General features: G+C 32.4%; 7 protein-coding genes. All 7 read left to right on the top strand.

Features of this window, described 5'->3' with window-relative positions:
• The first annotated feature begins 26 nt into the window (after nucleotides 1-26).
• The 7 genes from Q4Q47_RS00640 to Q4Q47_RS00610 all read left to right on the top strand — a co-directional run bounded on the left by Q4Q47_RS00640 (nucleotide 27) and on the right by Q4Q47_RS00610 (nucleotide 16574).
• Complete coding sequence (locus Q4Q47_RS00640) at nucleotides 27-2936, top strand: GH116 family glycosyl-hydrolase (protein ID WP_303304720.1); 2910 nt, start codon at nucleotides 27-29, stop codon at nucleotides 2934-2936.
• An 897-nt stretch (nucleotides 2937-3833) separates the two neighbouring features.
• Complete coding sequence (locus Q4Q47_RS00635; RefSeq protein WP_303304719.1) at nucleotides 3834-4697, top strand: AraC family transcriptional regulator; 864 nt, start codon at nucleotides 3834-3836, stop codon at nucleotides 4695-4697.
• A 728-nt stretch (nucleotides 4698-5425) separates the two neighbouring features.
• On the top strand, nucleotides 5426-6019 hold the full coding sequence (locus tag Q4Q47_RS00630) for an RNA polymerase sigma factor (RefSeq protein ID WP_303304718.1): 594 nt from the start codon (nucleotides 5426-5428) through the stop codon (nucleotides 6017-6019).
• Nucleotides 6020-6351: 332 nt separating this feature from the next.
• Entirely contained in the window at nucleotides 6352-7569 is a 1218-nt protein-coding gene (locus tag Q4Q47_RS00625; protein WP_303304717.1) for a FecR family protein, read from the top strand.
• Between the two features lie 154 nt (nucleotides 7570-7723).
• Complete coding sequence (locus Q4Q47_RS00620; RefSeq protein ID WP_303304716.1) at nucleotides 7724-11206, top strand: TonB-dependent receptor; 3483 nt, start codon at nucleotides 7724-7726, stop codon at nucleotides 11204-11206.
• Between the two features lie 16 nt (nucleotides 11207-11222).
• The gene (locus tag Q4Q47_RS00615; RefSeq protein ID WP_303304715.1) at nucleotides 11223-13043 is read left to right on the top strand and encodes a RagB/SusD family nutrient uptake outer membrane protein; all 1821 of its coding nucleotides are present in this window, start codon (nucleotides 11223-11225) and stop codon (nucleotides 13041-13043) included.
• 135 nt (nucleotides 13044-13178) lie between these two features.
• A complete protein-coding gene (locus Q4Q47_RS00610) occupies nucleotides 13179-16574 on the top strand; it encodes a VCBS repeat-containing protein (protein WP_303304714.1) in 3396 nt (1131 codons plus the stop codon).
• Nucleotides 16575-16583: the final 9 nt, after the last annotated feature.

Raw genomic sequence — 16583 nt, 5'->3', positions numbered from 1 at the left:
ATTATTGATTTTTAAAAAAATAAAAAATGAATACTATTAAAAAAAATAACGATACCAATTGTGATCCAACAACTGGTTGCTGTGATGCTGTACCTAAAGAAATAGTAAAGAAAGAAGAAATCATAGAACAGCAAAATGAATCATGCGACCCAGCAACGGGTTGCTGCTCTCCGCCATCTATGAATAAATCAAGAAGAGATTTCATAAAAACAACAGCCTTGAGTATTGGTGCTTTATCATTGCCAACAATGCCTGTTTTTGCGGGACCGTTTATGTATGATAAAAATGGGCATTTAATTCCAGCTGATAAAAAATTGTCAGCAGAATGGATTAAGTCCCTTTATGATCGTGGCGAACCGGAAGTTTATAAAAAAGAACAATTGAAACATATAGGCATGCCAATTGGTGGGATGGCCTGTGGACAACTGTATCTTGGTGGAGACGGAAAATTGTGGTTATGGCATATTTTTAAAACGGAATATAGTAGAGAAAAAGATCATGGACAACGATTTGATGCCATGACTTTAGGAGGGCATTATGCCGATCCGGATAAAGTCTTTACCAGAGAAAAAAGACCTGTAGAGCAAGGAGCAGTTATACGGGTTATCTCCAAAGGGAAGAGTTATACTAAAACACTCGATTCTAAGGGTTTTAAGGATGTTAAATTTAGAGGAGAATACCCCATTGGAAAAATATCTTATGAAGAAGCAGGTTTTCCGGTAAGCATAAAATTAGAGGCTTTTTCACCGTTTATCCCCTTGGAAGAGAAAGATTCTGCATTGCCTGTTACCATTATGAACTATAAGGTAACCAATACCTCTAAGAAAAAAGTTGAAGTTGATATGGCTTCATGGTTAGAAAATGCAGTATGCCCGTTTGTAGATTCAGATGCTTATGGAAAGCGAAAAAATGAATTGATAATAAATGAAGTTTCGGCAAGCATCAATTATACCGTAAATTCAGATACTAGTGCATTGAAAAAACAACACGGTTATGGTTCTATGAATCTAACTGTATTAGACAATAATGGAGAATCAACAGCAAAGTTACTCATTAAAAATGTGGATAGCGCAGAAAAGGTTTTAGATGCATTGAAACCCATAACAGAAATAGCATCACCAAAAACGAATGGTTTTAGTGAAAAATCAATAGGGGTTTTAGGAAAATCGTTTATCCTAAAACCTAATGAAACAAAAGAGGTTACGTTTGTTTTGTCATGGTTTTTTCCGCACTTGAATCAGCAAGAAAAAGAAACAGGACAATTGCTGGCTTTAAAAGATATTAAATATTTAAAGCGACATTATAATAATGATTTCAAATCGGCCCGAGAGGTGTCCAACTATGTTATTTCTAATTACAAAAGACTCTCTGAAACAACCAAGTTATGGAATAAAACATGGTACGATTCTACCTTGCCATATTGGCTATTAGACAGAAGTTTTATTTCCTTAAACTGCTTGGCAACAAACACAGCTTTATGGTTTGATAATGACCGTTTTTGGGGTTGGGAAGGAGTTGAATGTTGTCCGGGAACTTGCCAGCATGTATGGCAATATGCACAGGGAATGGCACGTATTTTTCCATCTATTGAAATGGGCTTGAGAGAAAATATCGATTATGGTAGAAGTTTAAATGCTGACGGTTCTTTAGGGCATAGAGATGAAACCGCTGGAGGATATGGATTGCAAGTTGCCCATGACGGACATTGCGGAACGATTATGAGAGCGTACAGAGAGCATAAGATGTCAGCGGATAACAGATTCTTAAAAGCAAACTATGAAAAAATTAAAAAGTCTATACAATTTATAATTAATGAAGATAAGGACAAAGACGGTTTGTTAGAAGGAGGTCAACACAATACACTTGATGCATCTTGGTATGGCATAATGGGATGGATAAGCTCTTTGTATTTAGGAGCATTAGCATCAGGAAAAGAAATGGCCCTAGAAGTTGGTGACAAAGATTTTTCAAAAACTTGTGACGCTTTACTAATAAAGGGAAGGGAAAATATGGTGAAAGAATTATATAATGGCGAATACTTTATTCACAAGCCAGACCCTAAATATCCAAAGGCAATTAACACAAATGATGGGTGCCATATAGATCAGGTTTTAGGACAGAGTTTTGCCTGGCAAGTGGGCTTGTCTGAAAGAGTAATTCCAGAAGAAGAATGTAAATCTGCTCTAAAATCTATATGGAAATATAATTTTGCTCCCGATGCATTTTTGTATCAGGAACAAAATAAACCCATTAAAGGCGTTAGAATTTATGCCACTAAAGGAGAAGCAGGAACTATTATGTGCACATGGCCTAAAGGAGGTGTAGAAAAGGCAGTTCCAGGAATGGATAAGCGACCGGATGAATCTGAAACATGGTTAGGCCCTGGAGGTTATTTTGATGAAGCAATGAATGGATTTGAATATCAAGTTGCTTCTCATATGATAAGTGAAGGCATGCTCTTAGAAGGTTTGGCAACTATGAAAGCAGTGCATGACAGATACCACCCTGCACTTCGAAACCCTTTTAACGAAATAGAATGCAGTGATCATTATAGTCGATCTATGGCAAGTTATGGGGTGTTTTTGTCAGTATGTGGCTTTGATTACCACGGGCCAAAAGGGTATTTGTCCTTTAATCCAAAATTAACCCCAAACAATTTTAAAGCACCTTTTACAGTTGCCGAAGGCTGGGGAACCTTTTCACAGAAACGACTTGGAAATACCCAAGAAAATGGAATAGAAATTACATATGGAAAATTATCACTTTCAACTATTTCTTTAAACATAAAAAGCGATGTTGTAAAAAACGTTACCTTAAAATTAAATGATAAACACATAGATATATCTTCTAAAATAGTTAATGGAAGTAACCTCAATATTAAGTTTGAATCAATAGTAGTAAATAAAAAAGATAAAATAGATATTTTAATAGGATAAAGAATGTGGAATTAATCAAGCAAGATAGTTGAAATGACATGTATTAGTCCACACTTATTGCGTGTCAGGAAAAATCTGTTTTGAAAAGCTGAGAAGCAATGTATTCAGAACAGCTAGTTGAACCTGCCTGTCTAGGCAGGTCTCACCAACATTCCTGTCTATCGACGGGTTTTGCAGACTGAAAGTCTGATTCGTGTTCATGTTGAGTATAATAATCCTCAACCTTAAGGGATTCTATTTGTGCATATTTGTGAAATTCGTGGCTTAGTACCAGTAGATCCTCAAGGTTTAGAGAACGATCACAGTTTATAATGGTTAAACTAACAGGAATAATTGCTTAAAATATGAGTATACCGTAGATCTGATGATATTTCCTTCTGATCATGCTGTAGTCATGACCGTTTTTAAGGTTATCTTTTAAAACATTTAAGAGCTGGTAATTACCAGCTCTTAAACTAAAAACTAACTCAAAATAATTTTAAATCTAAAACTAAGGATTTGTATTTTAAAAAAACACACTAAAACAATTTCCTTTAAATTTTACATTATCTCCTTACAGATTACGAGACTGTTTAGACAGTGCTAAATTAATTTGGTTAAAAATAAGTTTCAACCAATTATTAAACTTAATGTGATACTTTTTTTGCAGTTTAACAAAAAAGACTACCAATTTTTAATTTTTAAGATTAAATTTGCATTAAACTCATCTTGATTTTTTGTGTTTAACCGAAAAAGAGATAAAATTTGTCCAGATAAGTCTCTTTTTGAAAGGCATAGCACCGCTACGGATAATAAAAGTAGCGAAATATGGGTGGATTTTGGCCATTCCTGCCTACGGTAGGTTTTAGGAAATAAAAAAATCAAGATGAGTTCATTAATTCATGTATAATAAAACAGATGAAGCTTCATTTATTAGATCGAAGTAGTTTAGAGAATAATTCCTTTACAATAAAAAAAAATAATCACCCTTATTTTTTAAAGGTATGGCACTATCATCCGGAATTAGAGTTGGTTATTATATTAAAAAGTACAGGAACTCGATTTATTGGTGATGATATTGACAAATTTCAAGAAGGAGATGTTGTTTTGGTAGGTAAAAACCTACCCCACATGTTGCTTAATGATGATGAATACTTTAATGCTTCATCTAATTTGAGGGCAGAAGCTATAGCAGTTCATTTTAAAAAAGAGTTTCTAGGATTTGATTTTTTTAATACCCCCGAGATGAAACATATTTCAGATCTTTTTGAAAGAGCAAACCAAGGAATTAAATTTAATGCTATTGGAACAGATATTATTGAAGACATAGAGCAAATTTTTACACTAAACGATTTTGATAGAACAATGAAACTTATTAATATCTTAAATGTATTAGCTAAGCATAAAGATTATCATTTATTGTCAAGTATTGGTTTTGTAAATTCCTTTGGTAAGTCCGAAAGCAAAGACTTAGATAAGATTTACGAATATATTTTTAAAAATTTCACTAAAGAAATTACACTAAAAGATGTGGCAGATATAGCTAAGATGAATCCTTCATCATTTAGCAGACTTTTTAAGCGAATTAACAGAAAAACATTTAAAAGGTACCTTAATGAAATTAGAATTGGTTATGCTTGCAAATTATTAATGGAAAAGAAATATAATATATCTTATGTTTGCTACGAATCCGGATTTAATAATATATCTAATTTTAACAGACAATTTAAAATAATAACTAAAATGCCCCCTTCTCAATATATTTCCAAACATTTAAATTGAAATCATTAGCTTTTAACGGTTACATTTTATTAGTCTACGCATAATGCGTGGTATGAAAACTCGATTTTGCGAATTAGTATGACAGAGAACTCAAAATTGTAAGTTGAACTAGAGGCTGTCTAAAAAGTAATATATTTTGTCATTCAGAGCATAGCGAAGAATCTTATGATTTTATAAATTAGTATATTATGTTTTAAAGAGATTCTTCACAGTTTCGCTGCTACCTTCTAAACAAAATATATTTTGTTTCTCGGTAATATTCAGAATGGCACTTTTTAGACAGCCTCTAGTTTTAACACCTCAACCTTATGAATCGATCACTATTTAGGAGCTGAGGCTCACCCTAAAGCTTAATACTTTATATAGCTGAAAATTTGTATAATGAGAGGATAAACTTTCAATATTGTATTTAATGTCAACTTTATAGTATTTCAATTTTAGAATATGCAAAAATAGTATCACATTAAGTCAATTTATTAGTAGTAGTAAGTTTTTAGTTATATTATATTTGAATTGATAATATTTTGTCTGAAGTGTGTTTTGATATAAAACATATTATAAATATCTAAAATAAACCTTTGTAGAAATAGAATAAAAGTTTAGCAAAAGTGTGATAAAAATAATAATTAATCACAAATTCAATTATCTAGGATACTTTTAATGGCTTTTGAAGCTTAGTATACAGCTTCTAAATTTCTAAACTTTTTAATAATTAAATTTAGCCTTTTTTGAAAAATTCAGAAACAAGTATGGAAGAGACACTCATTTCTTTAAAAAAAGGAAATAAAGAGTCTTTTAATGTTATTTTTAATACCTATCAAAAAGGATTATATTATTTTATATATGCTATTACAAAATCAAAATATAATACAGAGGAAATTCTTCAAGCTGTTTTTATTAAAGTTTGGACCAAAAGAGCTACTATAGACTGTTCAAAATCATTTGAGTCATTTATTTTTACTATTGCAAAAAATTTAACTTATAATCACCTTAGAGCCATTTCTAACAGAGAATCTTTAAGACAAGAAGTATGGCAAAATATAACTCATATTTCAAAACAAACTGAAGATGAATTGGTTTTTTCTGAATATACAGATATAGTAAATGATATATTATTAGGAATTCCAAAACAAAAGCGTTCTATCTATATTCTGTCGAGAGAAGAAGGTAAAAGCAATCAAGAGATTGCCGATTTGCTAGGCATTTCCCAAAAGACTGTAAAAAATCATTTGTGGAAAACATTACAGATTATTAAAGAACAGCTTCACCCGCATATAAGTACTTACCTGTTTGCTTACTTTACGACTTCTTTCTTTTTTTAATACCCGACACCCCTACCATGTCTATAAGTTAAGGACTGAATGTGTCAATTTTGTTATTCTGACCTTTCAGCTTCACTCAAGGTAAACTTTAGGAGAAATCCCATTAAGCGAATCATATTATGAGATTCCTCCTTCGTCGGAATGACAACTAAATCATTTTACTTATTGTCATAGAGTTACCCTATTACCTGTTTTTTTAACCTAAAGAATTCCCTTAATGTTTTAACTGGGGTGTTAGCTTTTAATACCTTCTTACTTGATTAAAAAACATCCATTTGGGACTTTTCTAGTTTTAAAGTGTATTACTTATATACCTACCCATAAAGGCTATAATGAAAACACCAAAATACATAGAGGATATTTTTAAAAAGTATGTTAATAACACTTTAACTAAGAATGAGTTTAATACCCTTTTAGAGTTTGTTAGAAATTCAGAGTCTAAAGACAACGTTAAGGAACTATTTGACATGTACCGGAAAAACTTAGATGTTTCTAAAGAAAATATTAAAGAAGATCTTGATTATGAATCTGAGCTTCTTTTTTACCAAATTATGAACGAAATAGAGAACGATGATAAAAAAAAGGACTCTAAAAAAAGAATAGGGCTTATATTTAAGGTAGCGGCTACCTTTGCATTATTTTTAGTTGGGACTTTTTATTTTTATCAAAACAACTTTTTTTCTAAAAACAAAGTGGTTTCATCACCTGCCGTTATTGATACTAATGCCATAACGCTTACTTTAAGCGATGGGAATATAAAAGTTATTTCTGAAACTGGAGAAGAAAAAATTATAGATCAAAAAGGAAATGTCATTGGAACCCAAGAAGGAAACCAAATAAGTTATTCTAATGCAAACAAAAATAGTACAGAAGCACTTGTTTATAATGAATTAACAATTCCTTATGGAAAGCTCTTTGATTTGGAATTATCTGATGGGACCAAAATAAAATTAAATGCAGGAACATCAATAAGATACCCCGTAAAGTTCATAAAGGGATTACAAAGAAAAGTATTTTTAAAAGGAGAAGCCTATTTTGAAGTAGCTAAAGACAAAACACATCCTTTTATAGTCAATGCTAATGATATTAATGTTGAGGTATTAGGTACCGAATTTAATATGTCCTATTACCCGGAAGATACAAATATAAATACCGTTTTGGTAGAAGGTTCTGTAAGACTCTATGGAGAAACTGGATTGAATTCACCAAAAATAGAAACATTGCTTACTCCGGGACACAAAGCTGCGTGGAATAAAAACAATAAAGAAATGGCTGTTAATAAAGTTGATACCCAATTGTATACAGCTTGGAAAGATGGTATTTTACTGTTTAGGAAATCTGCTTACGAAAACATTGTAAAAAAGTTAGAACGGCATTATGACGTGATTATTGAAAATCACTATCAATTTTTAGATAGCCAAGTATATACAGCAACGTTTAGTAGTAGTGAAGAAACTATTGAAGATGTTTTAGATGCGTTTAAAGAGGATACACCATTTAGGTATACCAGACTAAACGGCAACAAAATTATAATTACTGAACCCCTTTAAATATAAACCTTAAAAACCATATGCGTATGTAAAAACTAACTACTATTTATTAAGACCAAAAATTACTTTATATAAAAAACCGGAAAATGCGCGAACATTTCCCGATTAATAAAGTGATCTAAACTAAGTTAAATCACAAAACCAAAACAAAAGTATGAAAAAATTCAACTTTAGTAAGCTTTCACCATGTGGAAAATTATTTAAATTCGATTTAAAAATGAAACTTACAACACTTCTCTTTATTGTTGCACTATTTCAAATTCAAGCGAATAATACATATTCACAGAATACAAAAATTACTTTAAAACTTGATAATGTATCAATAGAAGATGTTTTTAAAAACATTGAAACTCTATCTGAGTTTAAGTTTTTATACAATCATAAGAGAATAGACGCAGGCAGAAAAGTATCTATAAATTTTAATAAAGAACGTATTTCTGATATTTTAGAATCCTTATTTTTAGATACCGATATCTACTTTAAGGTTAAGAAGAAACAGATTATTTTAAAAACAGGAAAAAATAAAAAACCTGTTTTAAAAATAGAAACCTCCATACTTCAACAAACGGAGATAAAAGGAACAATTACAGACCCCAATGGCGTGCCTATTCCTGGAGTAAACATTTTAGTTATTGGCACAAACAAAGGTACTCAAACCGATTTTGATGGTAATTATAGCATTAGTGCTAATGATGGAGACACTTTAAGATTCTCATTTTTAGGTTATTCAAGTGTAGATGTTGTTGTGGGACCGCAAGCTGTTTATGATCTTTCCATGAAAGAAAATGTTAGCGATTTAGAAGAAGTAGTGGTTGTAGGATATAGTACCGCGATTAAAAAAACAATTACGAGTTCTGTTGCATCTATTAAAGCGGAAAAACTTAATGAAATTCCAAACACCTCATTAGGTGGTGCTATTGCTGGTAGAATAGCCGGTGTTCGCGTAGATAGAACAAGTGGTAAACCAGGTAGGTCATCTAATATTAATGTTAGGGGTGCAGACCAAACTGGTTTTGGTGGAAGTACAGAGCCTTTATATGTTATAGACGGTATTGCTTTAGATAAGGCAAATTTTGATCGTTTAGACGTTAGTGAAGTAGAAACAGTAACGGTATTAAAAGATGCAGCATCCGCAGCTGTTTATGGGGCAAGAGCGGCCAATGGTGTGGTTTTGGTAACAACTAAGAAAGGTAAAAGAGGAGCCCCTGTTTTAAATTTCACTTCGAATATTGGTACCACATCCCCAGTGAGGCAACCTAAATTTACGTCGGCTTATGAAACAGCATTATTAATTAATCAAGATAAAGATTTTAATAATGCAGCTCCAGATGATGGAGGTCGTATTAATCCTGAAGAATTAGAGTTTTTAAGAACAGCAGGTTTTAAAAACTTTTCTGAAGAAGTACAAGAAACACCTGTGCTTAATAGGTATGCATTAACGGCATCTGGTGCAACAGAAAATGTGAATTATTTTATTTCCGGATCACATGTTAAAGAATCGGGAACAGTACCTAATTTAGATTATAAAAAAACGACGTTTAGGGCAAAAGTAAATGTAGCACTTTCCGATAATTTAGATGTATCATTAAATATAAGTACCAGTAACGATTTAAGAGAGGAATTCTATTGGAGATGGAATCAAGGTGATGAAGATTTTGGAGATTTTTATAGAACATTTGGACGTAATGGAGCATGGGGCAATGCTACAAGAAATGGCGAATTTGTAGCAAATAATAATGGTTGGAATGCTGCGAATTTAGTAAATGAAGGAGGAGGGCATAACGATAGAAAAGCTTCAAATACAAATTATATTATTGATGCAAATTATAAAATCCCTAAAGTTAAAGGTTTAGTGGCTGGATTTACTTACAGTCAAATAAACGAGAGCACAGAAAGAGAATTATTTAGAAGACCAATGACTGCAGTTGTCTTTGGTACTGTGCCAGGGAACAGGTTTGAATTGACTGACGAGATTGTTGGAACACGTGTACGTACAGATGGTGGTAATACACCAAGGCTAAACCAGATTAATGGTACAACGGAAACGGTTCAAATAAATGCCAGATTAAAATATGATAATACCTTTGGAAACCATAAAGTAAATGCCTTTTTTAATTACGAACAGACTGAGATAGAGAGTGCTGGTATCAATGCATTTGTAAGAAATTTATTATCTGAAGATATATTGGTATTAAACGCTATTAGTGGAGCAGATGATGAACAGTTTGTTGGTGGAAGTAAAAGTGAAGATGGAAGACAATCTTATATTGGAGCAGTTGGTTATAACTTTAAAGATAAGTATTTGTTAAATGCCTCTTTTAGGTATGACGGTTCTGTGCAGTTTTTACCAGAACAACAATTTGGTTTTTTTCCATCTATATCTGCAGGATGGATTGCTAGTGAAGAGGGGTTCTTTAAGGAAAAACTTGGTTTTTTCGACTTCTTCAAAGTTAGATATTCTTGGGGTAAAACGGGTAATGATGATATAGGAGATGGCTTTAATTTTGAGTTTATTCAAAACTATAACCTTTTAGGTGCTTCAGGCCCAATTTTTGGAACTGGAACTTCACAATCAAATAGATTAAGTATTCAAGGGTTACCTAATAGGTTTTTAACTTGGTCAACTCAAGAGTCCTATAATTTTGGTATAGATTTTAAAATGTTGTCTAATAAATTATCAACAACCTTAGACATATTTACAAATAAAAGAACAGATTTATTTGGTAATAGAATACAAACCACACCAACAACCTTTGGAGATAGTCCACCAAGGGTTAATTATGGAGCAAATACAACTAAAGGATTTGAAATATTATTGAACTATAACGATAATATTAGTAACAATCTCTCGTATGAGGTTGGATTGAATTTTAGTAAAGCCACCACGAAGTTTGATATTTTTGATGAAGCAGACGATACGAGACCTCACTTAGTTCGTACTGGGCAATTTACAGGGAGAAATGACTTGTTAGGATACAGGGCATTAGGTATTATTAGAACACAAGAACAATTAGATGGCTTAATTGCTGATGGGTATTCTTTTAATGGACAAACACCTGTACTTGGGGAATTGTATTATGCAGACCTTAGAGGGCCGGCTGCAACAGACCCACAAGCTAATACACCTGATGGTATAATAGATGATAATGATAGGGAGGTTCTTGCAAACCATTCAAGTGCTCCTTATAATTATGGGATGACATTAGGTTTAAATTATAAAGGATTTAAGCTTCAAGCATTTTTACAAGGTACGGCAGGAGCTCATCAATACAGACCGCAGAATTCAAGATTTACATTTGCTGGTGCTGGAGAATCATCGTGGACAGCTTGGAATGATTCCTGGACTCCAGATAACCCTAACGCATCGTATCCAAGATATAATTCTAGAAATAATCTAACCAATTCTTCATTTTGGCTTGAAAAAGCAGATTTCATAAGATTAAAAAATCTGAATATCGGATATACATTACCAGATAATGTGGTTAATAAAATTGGAGTTGAAGATATTACACTTTTTGCAAATGGTACAAATCTGTTTATGGTCTATAGCGCGGTTAAGGATTACGATCCTGAAACTACAGGGAGAGTAATTCCATTAAATAAGTCATATACTTTTGGAGTTAATATAACATTTTAACAAAATTTAAACAATTATGATGAATACAAAATATAAAAGTATACTTTTAATGATATGCATATTTATATATGCAAGTTGTGATGATGTTTTAGACAAAGAAAACTTATCCGATGCAGGACCTGATCTTGTTTGGAATGATGAAGTTCTGGCAAATGGTTTTTTAAGTGATATTTACAGTGATAATATAGATGGGTGGCCTACTGGGGCTGCTGGTATTACAGATAATGATGAGGGCGGAGGCTCTTTATTGTATGGAGAGTTATCGCCGGGTTCGGTTGGTGGAAATTTTATTAGTAATTCTTATGAAGCTTTAAGAAATATTCATATTTTATTAGAGAATGTTGGTACCGGGTCTATTTCTGTTGAAGCACAAAACTTAATGAGAGGGCAGGCATTATTTTTTAGAGCAAAAATATATTTTGAGTTAGTAAATACGTTTGGAGGTGTACCTATCATATTAAAAGTATTAGATTTAAATAATGATGATCTTAATATACCAAGAAGTAAAACGTCTGAATGCATCGCTCAAATTTTGACAGATTTAGATGAAGCAATAACTTTGCTGCCAGATAATTATGCAGATCAAGGGGCTGATTATGGTAGAATAACAAAAGGGGCAGCCATGGCTTATAAAGGGCGTGTATTGTTGCATTATGCTAGTGAACTGTTTGATCCTACACAAAGTGCGGGGCGTTGGCAAGCTGCTTATGATGCTAATAAAGCCGCACTAACCTATTTAGAAGGACAAGGAAAAGGTTTACACCCTAGTTATTCAGGTATGTGGTTTGATGAAGGGCCTGGTAACCCTGAGGCAATTATGGTTACACAGTATAGTGTTGATGCTGGTCATGCAAATGATGCGGGACAAAGACCGTGGGTTGTGGCATTAGGGACAGGTTATTATTTTAATAAGGGAACTATTGGTTTGTTCGATGCTTACCCAATGAAAGATGGTAAGATGATTAATGACCCTACTTCAGCATATACATATAATTCGACTGCGTTTTGGTTAAATAGAGACCCTAGATTTACAGATACATTTTCTTGGAATGGAGATCTTTGGCCTTTAAATACTGGAAGCCCAACTAGAACGAGTGATATACAGTGGTCATTCCAGGAATCTCGTATAGAAAGTCAAGGTAATGGTTTTATAACAAGATCTGGACTTGATACTAGAAAAGCAGTTGATGGTTCGATAGTCGATACCGAAGCAAACAGTTCACCAACGGATTGGATGGAAATTCGATTTACAGAGGTTTTATTAAACACTATAGAAGCAGCAAATGAAATTGGAAATACGGCAGAAGCATATGCTGCTTTGCAAGACATTCGTGAACGCGCTGGAGTAGAGGCAGGTGGAGATGGTTTATACGGTTTACAAGTAGGTATGGATGTAGACCAAATGAGAGACGCTATTTTATTGGAAAGACGTATAGAACTTGTTTTTGAAGGTAAAAGAGCTCAAGATTTAAAACGACGTAGATTGTATGCAACTGTTATGAATGGTAATGTTAGACGCGGGTATGTTATTAAAAAAACAGCAGCATTTGATGCATTAGAACCTGCAAATGACAATATATTGGATGACAGAAAAATCCTTGAAGGCCTTGTACTTTCAGGAACAGTAGATTTAAATGATCCAGTTGATTACAATACTTACTTTACAACAACATTTAGAAGTATTGAAAGACTAGGAAGTGAAATTGCTGATGGAGATACTGTAAATTATTTGGATCATTATTATTTTAGAGATATTCCTCAAAATGATTTGGATAGAAATCCTGCTTTAGAGCAAACTGAGGGTTGGCCAAATGGTACTTTCAACCCTTTAGACTAAAAAAGAATTAGTGAAACGTTTTAGTGGTTTTACTTTTTAATTACTTTTTAAGTTAGTAATTTGTAATGAGGCTGTTTTTTTAACAGCCTCATTTTTAAATAATACCCTAGTGAATTTGTGAAAAGTATAATAAAAATGAATTTAATTTTAAAAAAACCGAGATATAAGTTTATAATTCTTTTTTATTTAATTACAATGTTGAGTCGTTGTGATAAACCAAAACAATTAAGGGAATTAAAAGAAGAAACAGTTGAATTTAAAGAGTCCGTATCTACATTCACTTTACTAGACGCTTCTAGTACAAAAATCAATTTTAAAAATACATTACAACAAACAACTGAAAACAACATATTTGTTTATAAAGGTTTCTATAAAGGAGGCGGAGTAGCTATTGGAGATATTAATAATGATGGACTTCAGGATATTTATTTTACAGGAAATCAGGTCTCAGATAAATTATACCTCAATAAAGGGAATCTGGGATTTGAAGACATTACGGAGAAAGCAGGTATACTAAACAAAGGAGGTTGGTCAACATATGTTACTATTGTAGATGTAAACAACGATGGATTTAAAGATATATATGTATGCAAAAGTTTGTATGATGATAAAGTAACTCTTAGAGAAAATGAATTATACATTAATAATGGAGATACAAGCTTTACCGAATCTGCTAAAGCATTTGGTTTAAATGATAATCATAGAACGACACAAGCTAATTTTTTTGATTTTGATAGAGATGGCGATTTGGATGTTTTTATGATAAATCAACCCAAAAACGCTTCCATACTAGCTCCTCGAAAAGATGAAAAGTTAATTGAACCCTATGAAAATTATAGGTTGCTTGAAAATGTAAACGGAAAGTTTATTCAAAAATCAGATAACGGTAATCTATCCAATTATGGATATGGATTAAGCTCAACCATTGCCGATTTTAATAATGACGGTTGGCAGGATATTTATGTAGCGAACGATTATAAAGGACCAGACTTTTTTTATATAAATAATAAGGACGGAACCTTCAGTAATAAAATTTATAAAAACATTAAACATACATCCTACTTTAGTATGGGCTCTGATGTTGGAGACGTTAACAATGATGGTTTATTAGATTTTGTAGAACTAGATATGGTGGCTGAAGATAATTTTAAGCTGAAAAGTAATATGAGTGCCATGAATCCAAATGAATTTTGGACGAATGTTAGTAAAGGCGGACATTATCAATACATGTTTAACACTTTGCAATTAAACAATGGTACTGACTCAAATGGAAATATGCTATTTAGCGAAATAGGTCAAATAGCAGGCATTGCTAGCACCGATTGGAGTTGGTCCCCATTGCTGGCCGATTTTGATAATGATGGTTTACTAGATTTATTTGTCACTAACGGAATTCGTCATGAAATTGGTAATACAGATGCGCTAAAAAAATTAGACACTTATATTGGAAATACTCTACAAAAGCATCAACTAAATAATCAAAAAGATGCTGATATATGGAAGTATTTAGATTTAGAAACCATACTATCCTTTTTTCCTTCAAATAAGATAAAAAATTACATGTATAAAAACAGTAATGGATTAAAATTTGAAAACAAAACAGACGATTGGGGCTTAGGCCATAGTAGGTTTTCTACAGGTGCAGCTTATGCGGATTTAGATAATGATGGCGATTTGGATTTGGTAATTAATAATATAGATGATGTGGTAGATGTATATGAAAATAATACAAATCAAAAAAACGATAATAATTATCTAAGAATTCTTTTTACAAGTAAAGGGAAACAGAAAAGTTTTATAGGAACAAGAGTGACTATATTCCATAAAAATGGTATTCAAACCTCACAATTAACCAACGCAAGAGGTATTAATTCGAGCAGTGAAGAGGTCATACACTTTGGACTTGGAAAAATAAAACATATTGATAGTTTAAAGATAGACTGGAGTCATGGTAAATCCTCAATTTTAAAAGACATAAAGGCAAATCAAACATTAAAGGTTGAAGTAGATAATTTAAAAAAACACCCTTCTAAGAACCTTAAAAAACAATATTATTTTGAAGATATTACAGAAAGATCTAATGTAACATATATACATCGAGAAAATAGGTTTGATGATTATGAACGAGAAGTATTATTGCCTCATAGAATGTCTACTTTGGGGTCTGGTATTGCTATAGCAGATGTTAATAGAGATGGGTTAGAAGATTTTTATATTGGAGGCCCGTTAAATTGTGATGGTAAGCTACTAATCCAAACTAGTCATGGTACATTTAATGAAAAGAGTTTAGCACTACCACAGCTTAATAGAGAAGACATGGGGAGTGTCTTTTTTGATGCCGATAACGATGGCGATCAAGATATTTATGTGGTTTCTGGCGGAAATGAATCAGAAATTAATTCGCTAAATTATCAAGATAGATTATATATCAATTCGGGGAATGGAAGTTTTAGGTTGTCAATAAATACGCTACCTGAAATTACGGCTAGCGGTTCTAGAGTAAAATCGGCTGATTTTGATAATGATGGTGACATGGATTTGTTTGTGGGAGGTAGGCAAGTACCAGGGAAATATCCTGAGCCTGCACAAAGTTATATCTTGAAGAATCAATTGGTAGAAACCGGAAAGCTTAGTTTTTTAAATACTAATAATGACGTATTAAATAAATTGGGTATGGTAACAGATGCGGTTTGGACTGATTTTGATGGAGACAAAGATTTAGATTTGTTAGTAGTGGGTATGTGGATGCCCATAACCGTTTTAGAGAATACAAACGGTATATTTTCTAACAGTACGACTAAATTTAATTTTGAAAACACAGCAGGATGGTGGTTTAGTATAACCAAAGGCGATATAGATAATGATGGAGACGAAGATTTTGTTTTGGGTAACCTTGGACTAAACTATAAATATAAAACAACAGAAAAAGAACCCTTTTCCGTTCATTACGGTGATTTTGACAACAGTGGAAAAAATGATATTGTATTAAGTTATTACAACTACGGTCAGCAATACCCTGTAAGAGGTAAGTCCTGTTCTACGCAACAAATACCCGAAATAAAAAATAAGTTTAAAACATATAATGATTTTGCAGCATCAAGTTTGGTAGATGTATATGGAGAAACATCATTAAGTAATTCTCTTTTACATTATCAAGCTAAGACCTTTGAAAGTATTACTATTGAAAACAAGGGAAAAGGAAATTATGAAATAAGGCCTTTGCCCGATTTAGCACAAATATCAAATATAAACAGTTCAGTAATTTACGATGTCGATAAAGATGGTATAAATGATTTAATAATTGCTGGGAATTTATACGGATCAGAGATTGAAACACCAAGAAACGATGCTAGTTTAGGCTTGTTTTTAAAAGGAAAAGGGGCATTTCAATTTTCACCAATTTTGATGCAAAATAGTGGTTTAAATATTTCGTACGATGTTAAAGAAATTAAGCTTATAAACCATCTACAGGGAAAAGCTTTAGTTGTTGGTGTTAATAATGGAAAGACAAAACTGATAAAAATAAATTAGTAGAATGAA

It is taken from the genome of Flavivirga spongiicola (assembly GCF_030540825.1).
GTDB lineage: Bacteria > Bacteroidota > Bacteroidia > Flavobacteriales > Flavobacteriaceae > Flavivirga > Flavivirga spongiicola.
This window is presented reverse-complemented; position numbering and strand designations above follow the sequence as displayed.

Bases quoted from the DNA above. Each gene is read 5' to 3' on its own strand.
- Q4Q47_RS00615 (WP_303304715.1), top strand. From the start codon at position 11,223: ATGATGAATACAAAATATAAAAGTATACTTTTAATGATATGCATATTT.
- Q4Q47_RS00625 (WP_303304717.1), top strand. From the start codon at position 6,352: ATGAAAACACCAAAATACATAGAGGATATTTTTAAAAAGTATGTTAAT.
- Q4Q47_RS00640 (WP_303304720.1), top strand. From the start codon at position 27: ATGAATACTATTAAAAAAAATAACGATACCAATTGTGATCCAACAACT.
- Q4Q47_RS00610 (WP_303304714.1), top strand. From the start codon at position 13,179: ATGAATTTAATTTTAAAAAAACCGAGATATAAGTTTATAATTCTTTTT.
- Q4Q47_RS00635 (WP_303304719.1), top strand. From the start codon at position 3,834: ATGAAGCTTCATTTATTAGATCGAAGTAGTTTAGAGAATAATTCCTTT.
- Q4Q47_RS00620 (WP_303304716.1), top strand. From the start codon at position 7,724: ATGAAAAAATTCAACTTTAGTAAGCTTTCACCATGTGGAAAATTATTT.